Here is a 20587-nt window from a genome sequence, read left to right as displayed (position 1 = left end):
TTGGTTATCCTGCCCGCATGCCCCCGTTCCCCCGCCTCGCCCTCGCCGCCGCCCTGACCCTTGGTGCCGCCGGCGTGGCCCAGGCCGCCACCGTGACGTCGGTGGAAATACGCGGGCTGGACGAGCCCATGACGATCAACGTGCGCACCTCGTTGTCGTTGGTGGACGCGATCGGCAAGGACCTGTCGGGCCGGCGTCTGGGCTATCTGTTGCGCGAGGCCGAGAACGAGACCCGCGAAGCGCTGGAACCGTTCGGCTATTACTCGCCGACCATCCAGGTCGAGGACACCCGCAGCGGCGGCAGCGCACGCGGTCCGGGCGCGACGCCCGCGGCCGACGCCGACGCGCCCACGAATGCCGAGGCCGCCGCCAACGCCGAACCGAGCCCCGCCGACTCCGCCGTCGCCACACCCAGTGAAGCTATCGCGCGCGCTGAGCGTGCCAACGCGAACAGGCCGGCCACGCCCGACCCCAACGATCCCAACGCGCCGGCGCCGCGCTCCAACGCCAAGGTCGTCGTGGTCATCACGGTGGACAAGGGCGAACCGGTACGCGTGCGCCGCTCCGACGTGGCCATCCTCGGCGCCGGCAGCGAGGACCGCTACCTCAAGGAAGACCTGGCCGCGTTCAAGCCTGACGTCGGCGAGGTGTTCAATCACGCGATCTACGAGGCGGCCAAGACCAAGATCACCCGCCGCCTGGCCGAGCGCGGTTATTTCGATGCCGACTTCACCTCGCGCCGGGTCGAGGTCACGCGCGCCGAGCGCGCCGCCGATGTCGACCTGGTCTGGAGCAGCGGCGATCGCTACGACATGGGCCCGATCACGTTCGAGCAGACGCCCAAGCGCATCATCCGCGACAGCCTGCTCGACAAGCTGGTGTACTGGGAACAGGGCAGCTACTACCACCAGGGCAAGCTCGACCGCTTCCGCGAATCGCTGGCGCGGCTGGATTATTTCGCCAGCATCGACATCGAGCCGCAGCCGGAGAACGCCGTCGACGGCGAAGTGCCGGTCAAGGTCACCCTGACCCCGGCCAAGCGCAGCATCTACACCGCCGGCCTGAGCTTCGGCACCGACAGCGGCGCCGGCGTGCGCATGGGCGTGGAGCGCCGCTACGTCAACGATCGCGGCCACAAGGCGCTGGCCCAGGTCGACTGGGCCGAGAAGCGCAAGACCGCGACCTTGCAGTACCGCATCCCGGCGTTCACCTGGCTGGACGGCTGGTACACCTTCAGCGCCCAGCTCGCCGACGAACAAACCGACTACATCGACTCGCGCCGCATCGAGATCGTCGCCAGCCGCAGCGGCCAGATCGACCGCCACTGGAACGCGACCGCGTCCGTGCACGTGCTGCGCGAGCGCTGGGCCTACGCGATCGACGACGACGACGACGCCAGCACCCCGGTCGACTATCGCAGCGCCACTTTCACCTATCCCTCACTGCGCGCCGAATACGTCAACGCCGACGACCGCATCTATCCGCGCAATGCCTTCGGTGCGACCGTGATGCTGCGCGGCGGCGTCGAGGGCGCGGGTTCCGACGCCAGCTTCGCCCAGGCCCATGCCAGCGCGCGCTGGTACCGCGGCATGGGCGCGCGCAGCCGTCTGATCGCGCGCGGCGAGTTGGGCCACACCTTCACCGACGCCCTGATCGACATGCCGCCCAGCCTGCGTTTCTTCGCCGGCGGCGATCGCAGCATCCGCGGCTATGCCTGGCGCGAAGTCGGCCCGCGCATTCCGGGCAACGACGGCAAGCAGTACGCCCTGGGCGCGAAGAACGTCGCCACCGGCAGCATCGAGTTCGAGCAGTACTTCAACGACAGCTGGGGCGCGGCGGTGTTCGTGGACAGCGGCAGTGCGTTCGACGGCACGCCCGACTGGCGCACCGGCGTCGGCGTCGGCCTGCGCTGGCGTTCGCCGGTGGGGCCGCTGCGCGTGGACATCGCGCGCGGCATCAACGATCCGGATTCGGGTTTCCAGCTCTACCTCAACATCGGCGCCGATCTCTGACGCGCCGCGCGATCCACGCCCCAGGACAGACCGCACACGGACATGAGCGACACGCCTAAGACCGCCGCAGAACTGCTCGCCGAGCGCCGTCAGCGCCGACGCGCGGCCGCGCGCCGTTGGGCCTGGCGCAGCAGCTTCGTCGCCGGCGCGCTGACCCTGCTGATCGCGTTCGCCGCGTATTGGCTGCTGGCCACGGTCGGCGGCCGCGATGTGCTGTTGAACCAGATCAAGGCGCGCCTGCCCGCCAACGCCAGCTTCACCTGGCGCGACGCCGACGGCCCGGCCTCCGGCCCGCTGACCTTGCGCGGCGTGCATTTCAGCTACGAAGGCATCGACTTCCGCGCCGAGCGCGTCTACGTCGATACCGCGATCCGTCCGCTGCTGGGCCGCAAGTTGCGGCTGGATGCGCTGCAGGTCGAGGACGCCAGCTTGGACCTGCCCAAGAGCAAGGAGCCCTTCAAGTTCCCGAGCTGGCCCGACGTGCTGCCCGACATCGCGCCGCCCTTGTCGCTGCAGGCCGACGACGTGCGCGTGGACCGCATGAAGGTCAGTCAGGCCGGCGAGCCCATCATCGACGTCCGCCGCCTGCGCGGCGGCCTGGATGCGCAGAGCGGCCAGCTCAAGGTCGAGAAACTCGCGATCGACAGCGACCGCGCGCGCATCACCCTGCACGGCGAGTACGTGCCGCGCGACGACTACCGCACCGACCTGGTCGCCACGGCAGTGCTGCCGGCGCGCGCCGGCCGCACGCCGCCGCGCCTGGGCCTGGTCGCCAAGGGCGATCTGTCGCGCATGAACGTCGCCGTCTCCGGTTATGCGCCCGGCCCGGTGCGCGCCACCGCGACCCTGCGCGGCAAGGACGATCCGCGCTGGCAGCTGCGCGCCAAGGCCGACGCGCTCGATATCGGCTTGCTGCTGTCGCCGGATGCCGAACCCAGCGACACGCCGCTGGCGGCGCAGTTCGACATGCACGGCGTCGGCGGCACGGCCGAGCTCAGCGGCCGCTTCGCGCAAGGCGATCTGCGCGCCGAGATCCTGCCGTCCAAGGTCAAGCTGGAAGAACAGGTGCTGGACGTGCAGCCGCTGGCGCTGCGCATCTTCGACGGCACCGCGACCCTGCGCGGCCACGCCGACTTCACCGATGCCGAGAACGGCCGCTTCAAGTTCGCGGTCAACGCGCGCGGCCTGCGCTGGGGCGGCAACGCAGCCGCGCCCAGCGCGAAGACGCCGGTGACGCCCGCCGCCGCGGCCACGCCGGCGATCGTCGCCGACGCCGACCTGGGTTTCGCCGGCACGGTTCAGGCCTGGGCCGCGATCGGCAATGCGCGCATCGAACGCGACAAGCAGGTCGCGACGGTGCGCTTCGACGGCCGCGGCAACGACCAGCGCATGACGCTCAACGCCTTGCAGGCGCAGATGCCGACCGGCCGCCTCGACGGCAAGGGCGACGTGGCCTGGGCGCCCAAGCTGGGCTGGAACTTCGACGCCACCCTGGCCGGCTTCGATCCGGGTTATTTCGCGCCCGAGTGGAAGGGCGCGGTCAACGGCAAGCTGGTCACGCGCGGCGACACCCGCGCCGACGGCGGCCTGGAGATCGCGGTCGACGCCAGCCAACTCGGCGGCCGCCTGCGCGATCGCCCGCTGCAGGGCCGCGGCCGTTTCCTCATGCACGGCGCCGCCACCGGCAAGAGCGACGACGCCTTTGAAGGCGAGGTCGCGCTGTCGCTGGGCGGCAGCCGCATCGACGCCAAGGGCAAGCTCGCGCAAACCCTGGACGTGGACGCCAAGTTCTCGCCGCTGCAACTCAACGACCTGCTGCCCGACACCGCCGGCAGCCTGCGCGGCACGCTCAAGCTCAGCGGCGCGCGCACCGCGCCCAACATCGACGCCGACCTCAGCGGCAGCGGCCTGAAGTACGGCGACTACCGCGCCGAGACCCTGCTGGCCAAGGGCCGGCTGCCTTGGACCGGACGCGGCGGCGCGATCGAAGTACGCGCGAGCGGACTGGACGTGGGCCTGCCGCTGGACACGATCGCGATCGACGCGCGCGGCGCGGTCGAGTCGCTGCAGTTGCAGGGCAATGCACGCGGCGAGATCGGCACGCTCGAACTGTCCGGGCATGCCGACAAGCGCGGCGCGACCTGGCAGGGCGCGCTGGCGACCCTGCAGCTGGCGCCCAGCAAGGGCGCCTCCTGGCGCTTGCAGCAGGCCGCGCAATTCCGCTGGGACGGCAAGAACGGCGCGCTCAGCAACGCCTGCCTGGCCTCCAGCGGCGGCGGCTCGCTGTGCGCCAACGCCGACTGGCCGCGGCGCGGGCTGGACGTCAAAGGCCAGGGCTTGCCGCTGACGCTGGCCCAGCCCTATCTGCCCGAGCGAGCCGACAAGCGGCCGTGGGTGCTGCGCGGCGAGATCGCGATCGACGGCGAACTGCGCCCGGTCGGCAACGCCTGGCGCGGCCAGGCCACGGTGACCTCGGCCGGCGGCGGCATGAAGTTCAGCGAACGCGCGCGCCGCGAGCCGGTGCGCTACAGCAACCTCAGCCTGCGCGCGAGCTTCGACCCGCGCCGCATCGAAGCCGACCTGGACGCGGTGGTCAACGACGACGGTCGTCTCGACGCGCGCATCGCCACCGGTTGGGACGCGTACTCGCCGCTGGAAGGCGACATCGCGCTCAACACCGACGAGCTGACCTGGGTGGAACTGTTCTCGCCCGACATCGTCGAGCCCAAGGGCAAGCTCGACGGCCGCATCGGCCTGAGCGGCACCCGCGACGCGCCGCGCCTGAGCGGACAGGCGCGCCTGAGCGAGTTCAGCACCGAGTTGCCGGCGCTGGCGATCGCGTTGCAGGACGGCGACGTGCGCCTGGACGCGCAGTCCGACGGCACTGCGCGCATCGTCGGCAGCGTGCGTTCGGGCGAAGGCACGCTCAACATCGACGGCAGCCTGGGCTGGCAGGGCGACGACACCCCGCTGGTGCTGAACCTGCGCGGCAAGAACGTGCTGATGTCGGACACGCGCGATCTGCGCGCGGTGGCCGACCCCAACCTGACCGTGCGCTACGCCGCCAAGCAACCGCTGCAGGTGACCGGCACGGTTGCGATTCCGTCGGCGCGCATCGACCTGGAGCGCCTGGATCAGGGCGTGTCGGCCTCCCCCGACGTGGTCGTGCTCGATCCCGTGGACCCCGAAGACACCGGCGACTCGCCGCTGGATCTGGACCTGACCCTGGCGCTGGGCGACGACGTCAAGCTCAACGGCTTCGGCCTGGACGGCAGCCTGCAAGGCCAGATGCGCGTGCGTGCGCGGCCCGGCCGCGAGATGACCGCGAGCGGGCGCCTGGATGTCGATGGACGCTACAGCGCTTACGGACAGAAGCTGCAGATCACCCGCGGCCATCTGGCCTGGTCGAACGGTCCGGTCTCCGATCCCATCCTCGACGTACGCGCCGAACGCGAAGTCGGCGAAGTCACCGCAGGCGTCGACATCTCCGGCCGCGCCAGCGCGCCGCAGGTCAACGTGTGGTCCAACCCGGCCAGCTCGCAGTCCGAAGCGCTGGCCTACCTCGCGCTGGGCCGTCCGCTGTCCAGCGCCAGCGGCGACGAGAGCCGCCAGCTCAACGCCGCCAGCGCCGCGCTCTCGGCCGGCGGCAGCCTGCTCGCCTCGCAGCTGGGCGCCAAGATCGGCCTGGACGACGCCGGCGTGATGGAAAGCCGCGCGCTCGGCGGTTCGGTGCTGGGCGTGGGCAAGTATTTGTCGCCGCGCTTGTACGTGGGCTACGGCGTGTCCCTGCTCGGCACCGGCCAGGTGCTCACGCTGAAATACCTGCTACGCAAGGGCTTCGATATCGAGATCGAATCCAGCACGATCGAGAACCGCGCTTCGATCAACTGGCGCAAGGAAAAGTAAGCCGCACGCCAGGAAACTTTCGTTTCGGCGCGACGAAGGATTCGTCGCGCTTCGCGCCGAGCCTGCTTGCGCTCGATTCGCGAACTGCATCACAGCCAAACAGTGGCCGCGACCGCCGCTGCCATCGCTTTGCATGCCCGCAGGGCCCAAGATTTGCGCGCGGCGCAACGGCCGCCCTTCAGCCGATCCGGGACCCCATGCGCACTCATCGACTCGCCGCCGCTTTGACGGCCACGCTATGCCTGATCGCCTGCACGCCCGGGGCGCAACAGCAGGGCGCTACCTCAGCGGGAACGGCCGCGACGGGCGCCGCTGCGGCCACCGGCATGTCGATGGCGACGCCCAACGCGCCGCAAACGCAGCCCTTCGCCACGCCCTTGGAGATCGTGCAGCTGCATCTGGCGCAGACTCACGTCATGCCCGAAGCGGGCCTGCAATGGAGCCTGGCCAACGCCAAGGAAGAACTGCATGCGATCGGCAATCGCGAAGCGCTGGTGCTGGTCAAGTTGGCGGCGGACAACGCCGTCAATCCGAGGATAGAAGCCTGGCGCGGCGGCCAGCAGCTGGGCTCGATCGCGCTGAGCGGCGCGACGCCGCCGACCGAAGCCGCGGGCCCCGCCCACCCCTACGGTGCGCTTAGCGCCACGCTGCCGGCGTCCTGGCTGGCACCGGGCCTGCAATTGCGCGCGAGCGCCGACAATTACAGCGCCGGCGGGTTCCGCTCGCCGTCGATCGGCGCCGACAGCCCGGTCACCCTGCGCGTGCTGCCCTTCTACCTGTTCGGCGCCAACGAACTCAATTCGATCCCGCTCAGCACCACCGCGGTGCCCAATGCGGCCACGGTCGACGAGCTCTACGCCAAGTGGCCGGTCGCCAGCGTGGTCGCGCAGAACCATCCCGCGCGGCTCGCGCAATGGCCGATCCTGGTGGTCGGGCCCGCCGGCGGCCGGCCGGCCTACGTCGCCCACAACACCAACGAGGAACAAGCCGGTTACGAGTTGATGGGCGCGGTGCTCGACGTGCTGGGCGGCCTGCTCGACGCCAACGGCGAAGGCAATGGTCCGGTGCAGTACTACGCACCCTTGATCATGTTCGACGCCAACCGCGTGTACCGCAGCCCCGGCGGCGGCCTGGGCACGGTCGGCGGCGATACCGGCGTCGGCGATCACAACTACCGCGGGATCTTCGTGCACGAGCAGGGCCACGCCATGGGCCTGCCGCATCAGGACGACGGCTACAAGGGCGGCCGCTATCCGTATCTGGCCGGCAGCCTCAACGGATCGGTCTGGGGTTACGACAGCACGCGCAAGCAGTTCCTGGCGCCGTTCGTGCCGACCACCGCGTCGCGCTACAGCACCTGCCGCGGCGATACCTTCGCCGGCACGCCGCGTCAGCTCGACGCCCAGGGACGCTGCATCAAGCAAGACCCGATGCAGAGCGGCTCCGGAGACGAAGCGGCCGGCTATCGCTTCGCCACCTTCTCCGACTACAGCACCGCCATGATGCAACGGCATTTCGAAGGCGTCGCCCGCAACGACGACCAGGGCCGGCGCGTGTACGACGGCGGCAGCATCGTCGCCGATGCCGCCTTCCCCGGCGGTTACAAGCGTTGGGATAGCCTGGACCGGCGTTGGGTCAACGTCGACCGGACCACCACCGACAAGGGTCTGTACGGCCTGGACGGCGGGCTGCCTCTGCGGCGCGACGTGCCGGTGCACGCCATCGCGATCTCCTACAGCCTGGCCGGCACGCCCCAGGTCTCGCAGATCTATCCGGTGCTGAGCCACCGCGGCAACCTGCTGCGTACGATCGACCCCACCGATGCGGCGCAACGCGCCAGCATCGTGCCCAACACCGGGCCGGTGCCCTGGTATTGCCACGCCAGCGGCTGCGACTACAGCCTGCGTCTGACTTACGTCGACGGCAGCGTGCGTCACGTATTGCTGCAAGGCGGCTTTCGCTCCTGGTGGGGGCCGATGACGGCGCCGCCCGCGAACGCGAGCGATCCCAAAAACGGCGCGAGCTTCCGCACCTGGGCGATCAATGTTCCCGGCGAGGTGATGCTGCGCAAGATCGAGCTGCTGGATACGCCGCGCGCCTGGGAAGGCCTGCCGGCCAACCCGGCCGTACTTGCCACCCGCGAGCACATCGAATTGGGCGACACGCCGCACGCCACGGGCGGCGTACCGACCGCGCCAGGTGTGCCCGTCGCGATGCGCGCGCAAACCGCAGGCGTGCGCGGCGCCGAAGGCGCATGCACCGAACTGGCGACGATCGCCGCACCGCGTTCGGCATTGCCGGCGCCGCTGTGCGCCAGCGCGCGGCCGGACGGGACCGCTCCGCCGCAGCCGCCTCGGTTCGATATGCGCCAGACCCTGCCTCGCATGTTGCGGCGCTGATCTCGCGCGGCGTGGCGGTGGCGTCTTCGCTCATCGAAGCCTGCTCGAATCGATGGCAGAGCCGGTGCCCAGGTTGGGCGCGATGAAACTCGGCTGCTAAAGGCTTACGACTGGCGCGCGGTCAGGCGGGCGCTATGGCGCGCCTGAAGAATTCGTCGAGTTGCTCGCCCTGGCCGCGGCCGGGCGTCAGCGTCGGCGGCGACTGTTCCATACGCCGCAACTGGGCTTCGATGAATTCGCTGATCTCGGGCACGCGCGGTCCATCCTCGACTTCCTTGGCGCTGCGCTTCTTAACCAGCAAAGCATCGATCGCGATGCGCAGCGGTCCATCGGGCAACAGGCGGTCGAGTAGCCGCTCGAAGGCCATCGGCGGCGGACCGGAAGCTTGTTCGATCCACAGGCAGGCCAATATCGGCCGCAGCACATACAAGTACTTCTTGGTCCGTACTCGCTCGCCACGCAGGTAGCCACGGAAGTTGCCGCGCGCCATGCGGTGGTAGTGGTGCCAGGTGGCAATGGGCGAATAGTTGCGGTCCACCAGTTCGCGCAGTCCGGCGACCAAGCGTTCGTCCTGCCGATAGACGACAGGCGAGCGCAGCCACTCCAGCAGGGTCGGATTCGACTTCGACAGCAAGCGCAGCGCCTTGCGCAGGTCCCAGCCGCTGACGTCGAGCTCGTCGTCGATCGGCAGTTCGATCACGTCGCGCTGCGGCTCGCCCGGCCCGGTGCGCTCGTTGACGCTGAGGTACCAGTCGCGCCGGTGCACATAGACGAAGCGCGCGTCGTAGTCGCTGTCGGGCGAAGAGAAGCCCCAGCCGCGGCTGCCGGACTCGCAGGCGAACACGATGCGCACATCGTGATCTCGCTCGATTCCGTCCAGGGCGGCCAGCACCGCCGCGCGTTGCTCCGGCGCGATCGGATGGATGTCGGAATCGGGGACGTCGGTCATCGAATTGCGGGCCGCCTGCACTGGCATCAAGCTTAGCCCAGCGGCGACACTGCCGGCATCGGCCAAATACTTCGAGGACCGCAACGCGTGACCACCGTGATCGAAACGCAACGCCTGACGCTGGACGAACTGGCGCCGCCGGATGCGGACTTCATCGTCGAACTGCTCAACGACCCGGCCTTCCTGGCCAACATCGGCGATCGCGGCGTACGCGATCACGCCGACGCCTTGCGCTACATCGCCAACGGGCCGGCCGCCAGCTACGCCAAGCACGGCTTCGGCTTGTGGCTGGTGCGCGACAAGGCCAGCGGCGAACGTCTGGGCCTGAGCGGGCTGTTGCAGCGCGACACCCTGCCCGATGCGGACATCGGCTACGCCTTCCTCCCGCAGTACCGCGGCCAGGGTTACGCGGTCGAGGCCTGCACGGCGGTGATCGCGCATGCCCGCGAACCTTTGCGACTGCCGCGCGTGCTGGCCATCGTCTCGCCGGGCAACGAAGCCTCCACCCGCGTGCTGGAGAAGATCGGCCTGCGATACCAGCGCCGGATGCGGCTGAGCGAAGACGCCGAAGAATTGCTGCTGTACTCCACCGAGGCCTGAGCGCTCAGCGCGCGACGATGCGCGCGCCCTGCAGATGCGGGCGGCCGTCGGCCACGTCGGTCCACACCGCGTAGGCCGCGGCACCGGACAGGGCCAGCTGCGGAAAACCGGTAGCGCGACCGCGTCCTTGCAGGCGCGCGAGCTCCAGGCGTTGCGGTTCGCCGGACAGGTCGGCGGCGTAGCGCGCGAGCTGCAGCGATTGGCCCTGCGCGTCCTCGCGTAGCCACAGCACCCACACCGCGTCCGCGGCTATGGCGACATCGACGCGGCCCTGCACCTGCGCGCCCTGGTCGAGCACGCGCGGCGCGGCGTAGGAGTCGCCGGCGTCCTCGCTGCGCGCGAGCTTGAGCGTGGGGGTGTCGCCGGCCGCGGTGTACCAGGCCACCACCGCGCGCGATCCGCGCGCGGCCACGGCCGGGCCGTTGACCGGACAGGCCGGCATGGTCCAACGATCCGGGTGCACCATGCGCGCCGCGCCCCAGCCGCCCGGCCCGCGCCGCACTGCCGCGATGTCGCGCAGCTCTTCGACCGAGCGATCGCGATAGACCAGCAAGGCGCCGCGCTCGGTCAGCGCGACATCGGTCTGGCAGCAGTCGCAGGTCCTGCGGTCCAGCTCGACCTCGTCGCTGCGCCGCAGCTCGGCATCGACGATCGCGCTGCGCAGGCTCATCGTGCCGCCATGGTCCTCGTGGCCGGCATGCGCGTCGGTGGACGCGGCCGCATTGTGGCGGCCGTCCAGCCAGGCGATGCCGATGCGATCGGTCGCGGCCGGCCACAGGGACACGAAGCCGTGCTCGGTCGAAGTGCCGTCATTGTTGACCAGCACCGGCGCGGACCAGGTCGCGCCATCGTCGGCCGAACGCGCCAGTGCGACGTCGTAGGCATAGGGCGCGCTCGCGGACTTGCGCAGCCAATGCGCCCATAACGCGCCGTCGGCGGTGGCCATGACGTGCGGGGTGTCGGCCCAGTTGACGAACCAGTCGCGGCCGGCGGCGACCTGCACCGGCGCCGACCAGGCCGCGTGGCCGGCATCGCTCGATTGCGCCAGCCGCAGGCGATGTTCGCCGTCATGCGACTCGATCCACGACAGCAGCAAGCGGCCGTCCGCGCCGGCGACCAGATCGGGTTGCGCGGCAGCGGTGTCCACGGGCAGCGCCCAGGCGCTGGCGCTCAAGCGCGGGGCCGGCGCCGATGCGGGGGCCTCGGCTGCAACGGGGGGCGGCGCGTCACCGCGCCCGCAGGCGCTGGCGGCCAGGATCAGTGCGATCGCGAGAATCGGGCAGGGCTTCATGGCGGAAGGGTAATCCAGCCCGAGGCCGCGAGGGCGGCCGTGGTGTTACGCGGCGATGCGGTTCGCCTCTGGCTCACCGCATCCTGCGGGCGAGCGAGCGGGCGGGCGGGTACGCGGCGAGCGCGCCGCGTCTCAGGCCACGCGCGCGCGGCGCGCGCGGGTCAGGTGCACCAGCAGCAGCGAGATCGCCGCCGGGGTCATGCCGGGAATGCGCTGGGCCTGACCGACGGTCTGCGGACGCACGCGCTCCAGTTTCTGCTGGACCTCGGCCGACAGGCCGTGCACGCCGGCGTAATCGAAGCCGTCGGGAATCGCGGTGTCTTCGTTGCGCTGCTGGCGCGCGATCTCTTCGCGCTGGCGTTCCAGGTAGCCGGCGTACTTGACGCCGATCTCGACCTGCTCGGCCACCGCGGCATCGGCCACCGCCGGGCCCAGCGAGGGCACGCTCGTCAGCTTCGCGTAGTCCAGCTCCGGGCGCTTGATCAGGTCCAGCGCGCTGGTTTCGCGCGTGAGTTCGATGCCCAGCGTCTGCGCCACTTCGCGGCCCAGGGCGTTGCCGGGCGCGGCCCAGACCGCGGCCAGGCGCGCGCTCTCGCGCTCGATCGCTTCGCGCTTGCGCGCGAACGCGGCCCAGCGCGCGTCGTCGACCAGGCCCAGTTCGCGGCCGGTTTCGGTCAGGCGCAGGTCGGCATTGTCCTCGCGCAGTTGCAGCCGGTACTCGGCGCGCGAGGTGAACATGCGATAGGGCTCGCTGGTGCCGTGGGTGATCAGGTCGTCGACCAGCACGCCCAGGTAGGCCTGGTCGCGGCGCGGGCTCCAGCCGTCCAGGCCGTGCGCGTGGCGCGCGGCGTTGGCGCCGGCCAGCAGGCCCTGCGCGGCGGCCTCTTCGTAACCGGTGGTGCCGTTGATCTGGCCGGCGAAGTACAGGCCGGCCACGGCCTTGGTCTCCAGCGTGGTCTTGAGGCCGCGCGGGTCGAAGTAGTCGTACTCGATCGCGTAGCCGGCGCGGGTGATGTGGGCGCGTTCGAAGCCGCGGATCGAGCGCACCAGCGCCAGCTGCACGTCGAACGGCAGCGAGGTCGAGATGCCGTTGGGATAGATCTCGGCCACGTCCAGGCCTTCGGGCTCGACGAAGATCTGGTGGCTGGCCTTCTCGGCGAAGCGCACCACCTTGTCCTCGATCGACGGGCAGTAGCGCGGGCCGGTGCCTTCGATCTGGCCGGTGTACAGCGGCGAGCGGTCGAGCGCGCCGCGGATGAGGTCGTGGGTCTGCTCGGAGGTGTGGGTGATCCAGCACGAGACCTGACGCGGATGGTCGTCGCGGCTGCCGAGGAAGGACATCACCGGGCGCGGATCGTCGCCGGGCTGCTCCTCCATCACCGAGTAGTCGAGCGTGCGCCCGTCGATGCGCGGCGGCGTGCCGGTCTTGAGCCGGTCGACCACGAACGGGCCTTCGCGCAGGCGCGCGGCCAGCGCGGTCGCGGGCGGGTCGCCGGCGCGGCCGGCGGCGTAAGTGGTCTGGCCGACATGGACCTTGCCGGCCAGGAAGGTGCCGGCGGTCAGCACCACCGCGCGCGCCTGGAAGCGCAGCCCGGTCTGGGTGAGCACGCCGCTGACGCGGCCGTCGGCGAATTCGATGTCGTCGACCGCGGCCTGGAACAGGGTCAGGTTCGGCTGCGCTTCGACCGCGCGCCGGATGAAGCTGCGATACAGACCGCGATCGGCCTGGCAGCGCGTCGCCCGCACGGCCGGGCCCTTGCTGGCGTTGAGGCGTCGCCACTGGATGCCGGCGGCGTCGGCGGCGCGCGCCATGATCCCGCCCAGCGCATCGATCTCCTTGACCAGGTGGCCCTTGCCGATGCCGCCGATGGCGGGGTTGCAGCTCATCGCGCCGACGGTCTCGACCGAATGGGTGAGCAGCAGGGTGCGCGCACCGGCACGCGCCGAAGCCAGCGCGGCTTCGGTGCCGGCGTGGCCGCCGCCGACCACGATCACATCGTATTGGTAGAAAGAGTCGGTCATCGCAGGGTCCGGCGCCGCGGGGCGGCGGGCGGAATTTTAGGGCATGCCGGCGCGGGGCGCCCGGGCACGGAAACTTGGCACGGTTCCTGCGTCATTACTCTTGCACCCAGCGGGGCAGGCGCTAGACGCCGGTCGGAATTGGAACAGGGGCTGGCCAAGCGCTCGCGGGGGAAGCAGGGGGCCGAATGTCGGGGGACATTCGGCCCCTTATTTTTTTCCCGATTCCGCTGCGCGATACGCGCGATCCATCGATCTGAGGCCGGTCTGGCGCGGTTTGCGCGCGGGACGTCGCGTCTTGCGCGTCGCCTCGTAGAAGGCGCCGACGCCCGACGGGGACGGAACAGGGGGGATCCGTGATTCCTCGCCGGGCGCCGACATAGTCAGGCTGTCTTACCGACTACGTCCAAATGCGACGCAGCCGGTCAATACCCGTAGATTGCGGTCAGTCCGGCCCCGATGCAAGACCCTGGGGTGTGACCGGAAACTCGCTTGTGGAAAGCCGCGCTTGTGGAAGCCGCGCCCGTGGAAAGCGGCGGTGCGGGAGCGGCGCTGCGTTCAGCGCCGCCCCTGGCCCGGTCTCACTGCTCGTGCGTGGCCGGACGGCTGTCGCGGCTTTCGACCGCGCGGCGGATGGTCTGCTGCATCGGCGAGCCGCCGTCGCGGCGCGGCGGCGGGTTGTTGTAGACCCGCGGCATCGGCTGCGAGGGCACGTGGGTCGGCGGACGGCCGCCATCGGCGTGCTGGCGGCGGATGCCGTCCAGGTTGCGCCAGGGCGAGCGGTCGTTGTCCGGACGGCCCGGCGGCGGCGGGTTGGTCGGCGGCTGGCCCGGATTGACCACCACCGGCGGACGCGGGCGGTGCGGACGGTGATAGCCCGGGTAGCCGTAGCCCGGGTAACCGGGGTAATAGCCCGGGTAGCCGTAACCGTAGCCCGGTCGGTAGCCGTAGCTATAAGGATACGGATAGCCACCGTAGCGGTAGCCGAAGCGGTAGGCCTCGCCGTACGGGTAATAGCCGCCGTAGGAGCCGCCGTAAGAACCGTAATAGCGGTACTCGGTGCTCGGCTGACCGTAGTAATAGTCGCCGCGCGCGCCGTCGCGATACACGTAATCGGGATAGCAACCGGCCAGCAGGACGGCGGCTACGACGGGCAGGATCAGTTTGCGAATCATGGCTGGAACCCCCCAGGGTGTGCCGCCAGCTTCGGCCCGGGGCATTGAACTCGGGCTTAACTCGGCGGGTGGCCGGAAACCTCATCCTGACCGGTTCAGGTCCGCGCTACCAGTGTCGCCGCCCTAACCGACCGCTTGCGCAATTGCCGGGCCGGCGCACCGGTGCCAGCATGCCGGTCCGCGGCCGCGCGCAGGCGCCCCGCTCCCCCGTTCGCGAGCCCCCATGACCCTGCACCGCACCTCCGGCCATTGGCGGCTGGGCCTGTTGCTGACCCTGCTCACCGCGGCCTGCTGGGCGACCCTGCCGATCGCGCTGAAGATCGTGCTGGAGGCGCTGGACCCGATCACCCTGACCTGGTTCCGGTTCCTGGTCGCGGCCGGCGTGACCGGCGCCTGGCTGGGCCTGCGCGGGCGCCTGGGCGGTTACCGCGCCCTGGGCCGGCGCGGCTGGACCCTGCTGGCGCTGGCCGCGCTGATGCTGGTCGGCAACTACGTGCTGTACCTGTTGGGCGTGCAGTACACCTCGCCGGCCAATGCCCAACTGCTGATCCAGCTGGCGCCGCTGCTGATGACCCTGGGCGGGATCTGGGTGTTCGGCGAACGCTTCCGCGCCGCGCAATGGCTGGGCCTGGCCCTGCTGTTGATCGGGCTGAGCCTGTTCTTCCGCGACCAGCTGGTCCACGCCTGGGCCCAGGAAGCGGCCAGCGCAAGCGCGGCGCACAGCGGCGACTACCTGCTGGGCTCGGCCTTCGTGATCGCCGGCGCGGTGGTGTGGGCGGCCTACGCGCTGCTGCAGAAGCAGTTGCTGATGAAGTTGGGATCGATGCAGATCCTGTTGTTCATCTATGTCGCCGCCAGCGTGCTGCTGCTGCCGTTCGCGCGTCCGTCCGCGCTGTTGGCGCTGGACGGTTTCCACTGGGCGATGCTGGCCTACTGCGCGCTCAACACCGTCGGCGCTTACGGCGCCTTCGCCGAGGCGCTGGCGCACTGGGAAGCCTCGCGGGTGTCGGCGATCCTGGCGACCACGCCCTTGCTGTGCATCGTGGCGGTGACGGTGGTGCACGCGTTCTGGCCGCAGATGCTGGCGCCGGAACGGATCTCGAGCCTGGGCTGGGTCGGCGCGGCCTTGGTGGTGGCCGGTTCGGCCGCGGTCAGCCTGCTCGGGCGGCGCGCGCCCGCCAGCGAAAACGCATGAACGCCGCCGCGCCGGCATGGAGCGCGGTGGCGCGGGTGCGCTAGTCTCGCGACGATGAGCGAACTTCCCCCGAACGACCCCTCCGCGCCCGCCACCGACCTGCCCGGTTTCCGCGACGTGCTGGCCGCGGCCGCGCGCATCGCCCCGCATGCGCACACCACGCCGGTGCTGCGCTCGCGTTCGATCGACGCCCTGGCCGGCTGCGAGCTCTACTTCAAGGCCGAGCACCTGCAGCGCATCGGCGCCTTCAAGTTCCGCGGCGCCTGCAATGCGGTGTGGTCCTTGTCCGAGGCCGAGGCCGCGCACGGCGTGGTCACCCATTCCTCCGGCAATCATGGCGCCGCGCTGGCGCTGGCCGCGCGCACCCGCGGCATCGCCTGCCACGTGGTCGTGCCCGAGGGCGCGGTGGCGGCCAAGCTGGCCGCGATCGAAGCCTACGGCGCCACCTTGCACCGTTGCGCGCCGAGCATCGACGCGCGCGAGGCCAAGTGCGCGCAGGTGCAGGCCGAGACCGGCGCCGAGCTGGTCCATCCCTACACCGACGCGCGCGTGATCGCCGGCCAAGGCACGGCCGCTTTGGAATTGTTGGCGGCGACGCCCGCGCTGGACGCCTTGATCGCGCCGGTCGGCGGCGGCGGCCTGGCCAGCGGCACCGCGATCGCGAGCGCGGCGGTATCGCCGGCCACGCGTCTGTTCGTGGCCGAACCGGCCGGCGCCGCCGAGACCCACGCTTCGCTGCAAGCGGGTAAACGTATTACGCAGTTCGTACCGGACACGATTTGCGACGGATTGAGAGGCACGTTGGGCGCGCCTAATTTCGCGCTTTTGCAGCGCTATGCTGTCGAGGCCCTGGTGGTCGACGACGCCGACACCGTGGCCGCGATGCGCCTGTTCCTGCAACGCGCAAAACAAGTGCTGGAACCCTCCGCTGCGGTCGCAATAGCCGCGGTATTCGCTAATCGTTCGCTTTTCGCCGGAAAAAAAGTCGGCGTGATCCTGTCCGGCGGCAACGTCGATGCGGATGCGTTGGCGACTTTGTTCGCGCGCTGAATACATCGGCGGTGGAAGCCGCCGCATCGACGGCGATGCGACGTGTTTTATTTGTGACACCTCTATCATTTTTTTGCGCATGCCACTGGCACGCTGAGCTACGCAGCGCACCCCACGGCGTTGATTCACTTACGCCGGTGCGCGACGAGATCCGACCATTTCGTTCAAGCACTGAACAACGTTTAGCCGAAGGGGTGGCTGATGGTGGATGTCGAGTTTCGGGTGGTCGCAGACCGCCGCGACGGGCTGTTGCTGGCCCTGGGCCAGACCGTGATCGCGGCGGGGTTCACCCTGTTGCGTCAGCGCATGGTCAACAGCGAGGAAGGCGTGGTGCTGACCATGGTGGTGCGCGGCCCGGAGAACGGGCTGCTGATGCTCGAAGAGCGTCTGGGCACCCATCACCTGGTCAATAGTTTCGAAGCCTCGCCGGTCGACGCCAGCGTCGCCAATACCGTCAGCGCGCCTGCGCCCGCACCGGCCGCGCCCAAGGCCAACGGCGGAGCGACGCTCAAGCCCGCGACCGCGTCCGACGAGGCCGCCACCGCGATGGACACGCGCCGGGTCGAATCTCTGCTGCCGCAGCTGGCGCGCGACTACCCCAACATCTTCATCCAGCTGTTGGCGCTGGAACACGACCTGCCGCCGTCGCAGCGCGAGGCGACGCTGCGTTACATCGGCCAGCGCGTGGGCACCTGGGTCTACAAGCGCGACTACTCCCTGGGCGGCCACCTCGCCCTGGCCGACGCGGTGCGCCACATCGCCCTGCCGGCGATGCGCCAGCTGGTTCAGGCCGAACTCCACGAGGACACCCTGCGGGTCAAGAACAGTCCCTTCTGCCATCGCGGCGAACACGGCGCTTCCTGCCATTTCCTGCGCGGCATGCTCGGCGGCCTGCTCGGCGGACCCCACGGCACCGAAGGGGTGCGCGTCGTCGAAAGCCATTGTCGCAACACCGGCGCGGAGACTTGCTGCTTCGAGTTCCACGCCTGAGTCAGGCCAACCACCACGGGGGACTACCAATGCCGCACGATCACGCCATTCAATGCATCCACGACCCGCTGCTGGTCGTGCTTTCTTACCTGGTTTCGGTGCTGGGCTCGTTCACCGCCCTGCAGCTCGCGATCGCGATCCCGGCCGCGCGCGGCGCGGCGCGCTGGCGCGCGATCTTCGCCGCCGGCGCGGCGATGGGCGGCGGCGCGATCTGGGCGATGCACTTCATCGCCATGCTGGCCTGCCAGATGCAGATCCCGGTGACGTACGACCTCACCATCACCATCGCCTCGGCGGTGATCGCGATCCTCTCGTGCATGGCTGGCCTGGCGATCGCCAGCGCGGGCGTGTTCGGCTGGGGCAAGCTGGTGATCGCCGGCGTGTTCATGGGCCTGGGCGTGACCGGCATGCACTACAGCGGCATGGCGGCGATGCGCATGCCGGCCGACATCCACTACGACGGCACCCTGGTGTCGGCCTCGGCGGCGATCGCGATCGTGGCCTCGATCGTGGCCCTGTGGCTGGCCTTCAACCTGCGCGGCTGGCTGCAGATGCTGGGCAGCGCGCTGGTGATGGGCGTGGCGGTGTGCGGCATGCACTACACCGGCATGCTCGCGGCCAGCTTCGCGCCCAATCAGGCCGGCGCGGCCGCGCTGGCCGGCGGCATCAGCGGCGCCAATCTGGGCATGGGCATCTTCGCGGTGACCACCCTGCTGCTGGCCACGGTGCTGACCCTGAGCATGCTGCGCCAGCGTCAGCGCGCGATGGTGCAGATCTGACCGCACCTTCCGTAACGCGGTAGCGCGAAGGGCCCGCCGATGCGGGCCCTTCGTTTTGGCGCATGCGGCGCGGGCGCGCGCGTTTTTCGACCGCGCTCACGCGGCCTGAGCGCGACGCCGGTATCATCGCCGCGTCCCGCATACCGATGCAGCCAGGCCCCCGATGAAGATAGACGGTACCCGCAGCCACGACCGTGCCACCGAGGTGGTGTTGGCCTATTACGCCGCCTTCAACCGCGGCGATTGGGACGGCATGCTCGTCCTGCTGTCCGACGACGTCGCCCACGACCTCAACCAGGGCCCGCGCGAAAACGGGCGCGCCGCATTCGCTCAGTTCCTGCAGCGCATGCAGGCCAGCTACCGCGAGCAGCTGCACGACATCGTGGTGCTGGTCTCGCCCGACGGCAGCCGCGCGGCGGCCGAGTACGTGGTCCACGGCCAGTACCTGGCCAGCGACGCCGGCCTGCCGGAAGCGCGCGGGCAGAAATACGTGCTGCCCGGCGGCGCGTTCTTCGAGCTGCGCGACGGCCGCATCCAGCGCGTGAGCAACTACTACAACCTGCAGGACTGGATCGCCCAGGTCAGCTGAGCGCGGCCGCGGCGCAACCGCCGCGCATCGGCGCGGCGACGCGACCGACGCGTAACATCCGCTCCGCTAGGCTGTCGCGGCGCCCGACCGCCGCACGGCCCCGATGCTCAGACTCCCGCGTACGCCCGCCTACTGGATCGCCGCGCTGGCCTTGGCGCTGGCGCTGTGCTTTCTGGGCAGTCGCGGCATCTGGGACCCCGACGAAGGCCGCTACACCAACGTCGCCCTGAACATGCTCGACACCGGCGACTGGATCAATCCGCGCCGCAGTCATGAAGTCGCGCACTGGACCAAGCCGCCGCTGACCTACTGGGCGATCGCGTCCAGCGTGGCCGTGTTCGGCCATCACACCTGGGCGGCGCGGCTGCCGGCGGCGCTGGCCTATCTGCTCAGCGTGTGGCTGGCCTGGCGCGTCGCGCGCCGGCTCGCGCCGGGTGCGCAGGCGCAGGCCGCCACGATCTACGCGACCCTGCCGTTCACCGTCGGCGCCTCGCAGCTGATCACCACCGATTACCTGTTGTCGGCCTGCACCGGGGTGGCAATGTGGGCCTATGTGGAGGCGCGCTTCGGGCCGGCGCAGGCCGAACCCGCGCGCGAACGCCTGCGCGCGCGCGGCTGGATCGCCTTGATGTGGATCGGCTTCGCGCTGGGCTTCCTGTGCAAGGGCCCGCCGGCGCTGCTCCTGCTGCTGCCGATCCTGGCTTTCAATCTGCTCGCGCCGGGCGGGTATCGGATCCTGCAGTGGTCGGGCCTGGCGCTGTTCGTGCTGCTGGCGCTGCCCTGGTACGCGGCGGTGATCGCCAATCATCCGGGCCTGTTCAAGTACTTCATCGGCGACGAGGTGGTGAACCGCGTCACCACCAACGAATTCGGCCGCCACGGCGAGTGGTACGGCTGGCTGGAGATCTACCTGCCCACGCTGCTGCTGGGCACCCTGCCGTGGACGCCGGCGCTGTGGCGCTGGGCGCGCGCGCTGCCCGCGCGGGCCGGGCGTTGGCGCGATCGCGCCGCGCGCCTGAGCGAGGCGCCGGCGCTGCTGCTGGCCTTGTGGCTGTGGCTGCCGCTGCTGGTGTTCTGCCTGGCGCAGTCGCGCATGCCGCTGTACCTGCTGCCGCTGTTCCTGCCGTTGGCGGTGATCGCGGCGCGGCAGCGCCAGGACGAAGGCCGCGGCCTGCCGACCTGGCCATGGCTGGCGGCACTGGTCGCGGTGCTGCTGGCGCTCAAGCTGGCCACGGTCTATTGGCCCACCCACAAGGACGCGTCGGCCTGGGCCGAGGCGATCCGCACGCGCGCGCCCGGTCCGGTGCGCGAGGTGGTGTTCGTCGAAGACATGGCGCGCTACGGCCTGCACCTGCATCTGGATGCCGAGATCGAGAAGGTCTCGCTGGAGCCGGCGCCGGGCGCGCGCTTCAATCCCGAGTTCGACGAATCGCTGGCGCAGGAGCTGGCCGAGCACGAGCCCGGTACGGTCTGGGTCTGCAAACAAACGATGTGGCCGCGGTTGCGCGCGCGCGTGGCCACGCTCGGCTATCGCGCGAGCGCGCTGGGCGCGCCCTTCGAGCGCCGGGTGATCTTCCAGGTCGAGTTCGCGCCGCGTCTGGCGCGGCCGGGCGACGCGATGCGCTGACCCGGC

At 70.3% G+C, this 20587-nt stretch carries 14 protein-coding genes; 10 read left to right on the top strand and 4 right to left on the bottom strand.

Annotated features, from left to right (window positions below):
- Window positions 1–17: 17 nt before the first annotated feature.
- The 3 genes from ASE43_RS07630 to ASE43_RS07620 all read left to right on the top strand — a co-directional run bounded on the left by ASE43_RS07630 (window position 18) and on the right by ASE43_RS07620 (window position 8317).
- A complete protein-coding gene (locus ASE43_RS07630; protein WP_057160057.1) occupies window positions 18–2012 on the top strand; it encodes an outer membrane protein assembly factor in 1995 nt (664 codons plus the stop codon).
- Window positions 2013–2054: 42 nt separating this feature from the next.
- A complete protein-coding gene (locus ASE43_RS07625) occupies window positions 2055–5918 on the top strand; it encodes a translocation/assembly module TamB domain-containing protein (RefSeq protein ID WP_057160056.1) in 3864 nt (1287 codons plus the stop codon).
- A gap of 332 nt (window positions 5919–6250) precedes the next feature.
- Window positions 6251–8317 carry a M66 family metalloprotease gene (locus ASE43_RS07620; protein ID WP_082607242.1) on the top strand — a complete coding sequence of 689 codons (2067 nt, stop codon included), beginning with the start codon at window positions 6251–6253 and terminating at the stop codon, window positions 8315–8317.
- A 121-nt stretch (window positions 8318–8438) separates the two neighbouring features.
- Here the strand turns inward: ASE43_RS07620 and ASE43_RS07615 are convergent, their stop codons facing one another.
- Complete coding sequence (locus ASE43_RS07615) at window positions 8439–9266, bottom strand: nucleotidyltransferase domain-containing protein (protein ID WP_057160054.1); 828 nt, start codon at window positions 9264–9266, stop codon at window positions 8439–8441.
- A gap of 87 nt (window positions 9267–9353) precedes the next feature.
- On the opposite strand from ASE43_RS07615, the gene ASE43_RS07610 reads away from it, so the two are divergent.
- Window positions 9354–9866: a GNAT family N-acetyltransferase gene (locus ASE43_RS07610; RefSeq protein ID WP_200943981.1), complete on the top strand. Its 513-nt coding sequence runs from the start codon at window positions 9354–9356 to the stop codon at window positions 9864–9866.
- A gap of 4 nt (window positions 9867–9870) precedes the next feature.
- Here ASE43_RS07610 and ASE43_RS07605 read toward each other — a convergent pair whose 3' ends face one another.
- From ASE43_RS07605 to ASE43_RS07595, 3 genes are all read right to left on the bottom strand, one after another.
- Window positions 9871–11157 carry a sialidase family protein gene (locus tag ASE43_RS07605; protein WP_082607168.1) on the bottom strand — a complete coding sequence of 429 codons (1287 nt, stop codon included), beginning with the start codon at window positions 11155–11157 and terminating at the stop codon, window positions 9871–9873.
- A 132-nt stretch (window positions 11158–11289) separates the two neighbouring features.
- Window positions 11290–13179: a tRNA uridine-5-carboxymethylaminomethyl(34) synthesis enzyme MnmG gene (mnmG, locus tag ASE43_RS07600; RefSeq protein ID WP_057160052.1), complete on the bottom strand. Its 1890-nt coding sequence runs from the start codon at window positions 13177–13179 to the stop codon at window positions 11290–11292.
- A 578-nt stretch (window positions 13180–13757) separates the two neighbouring features.
- Window positions 13758–14351, bottom strand: a complete 594-nt coding sequence (locus ASE43_RS07595) for a hypothetical protein (protein WP_056177603.1) — start codon at window positions 14349–14351, stop codon at window positions 13758–13760.
- Window positions 14352–14574: 223 nt separating this feature from the next.
- On the opposite strand from ASE43_RS07595, the gene ASE43_RS07590 reads away from it, so the two are divergent.
- From ASE43_RS07590 to ASE43_RS07565, 6 genes are all read left to right on the top strand, one after another.
- Window positions 14575–15546 carry a DMT family transporter gene (locus ASE43_RS07590; protein ID WP_057160051.1) on the top strand — a complete coding sequence of 324 codons (972 nt, stop codon included), beginning with the start codon at window positions 14575–14577 and terminating at the stop codon, window positions 15544–15546.
- Window positions 15547–15600: 54 nt separating this feature from the next.
- The gene (locus ASE43_RS07585; RefSeq protein WP_056177600.1) at window positions 15601–16596 is read left to right on the top strand and encodes a pyridoxal-phosphate dependent enzyme; all 996 of its coding nucleotides are present in this window, start codon (window positions 15601–15603) and stop codon (window positions 16594–16596) included.
- Window positions 16597–16797: 201 nt separating this feature from the next.
- Complete coding sequence (locus ASE43_RS07580) at window positions 16798–17586, top strand: hypothetical protein (protein WP_056177598.1); 789 nt, start codon at window positions 16798–16800, stop codon at window positions 17584–17586.
- A 29-nt stretch (window positions 17587–17615) separates the two neighbouring features.
- Window positions 17616–18365 (top strand): MHYT domain-containing protein, encoded by a 750-nt coding sequence (locus ASE43_RS07575; protein ID WP_056177596.1) that lies wholly within the window; start codon window positions 17616–17618, stop codon window positions 18363–18365.
- 163 nt (window positions 18366–18528) lie between these two features.
- A complete protein-coding gene (locus ASE43_RS07570; protein ID WP_057160050.1) occupies window positions 18529–18954 on the top strand; it encodes a ketosteroid isomerase-related protein in 426 nt (141 codons plus the stop codon).
- Window positions 18955–19057: 103 nt separating this feature from the next.
- Complete coding sequence (locus ASE43_RS07565) at window positions 19058–20581, top strand: glycosyltransferase family 39 protein (RefSeq protein WP_057160049.1); 1524 nt, start codon at window positions 19058–19060, stop codon at window positions 20579–20581.
- Window positions 20582–20587: the final 6 nt, after the last annotated feature.

Origin of the sequence: Lysobacter sp. Root983, from assembly GCF_001429345.1 — a bacterium.
GTDB lineage: Bacteria > Pseudomonadota > Gammaproteobacteria > Xanthomonadales > Xanthomonadaceae > Lysobacter.
This window is presented reverse-complemented; position numbering and strand designations above follow the sequence as displayed.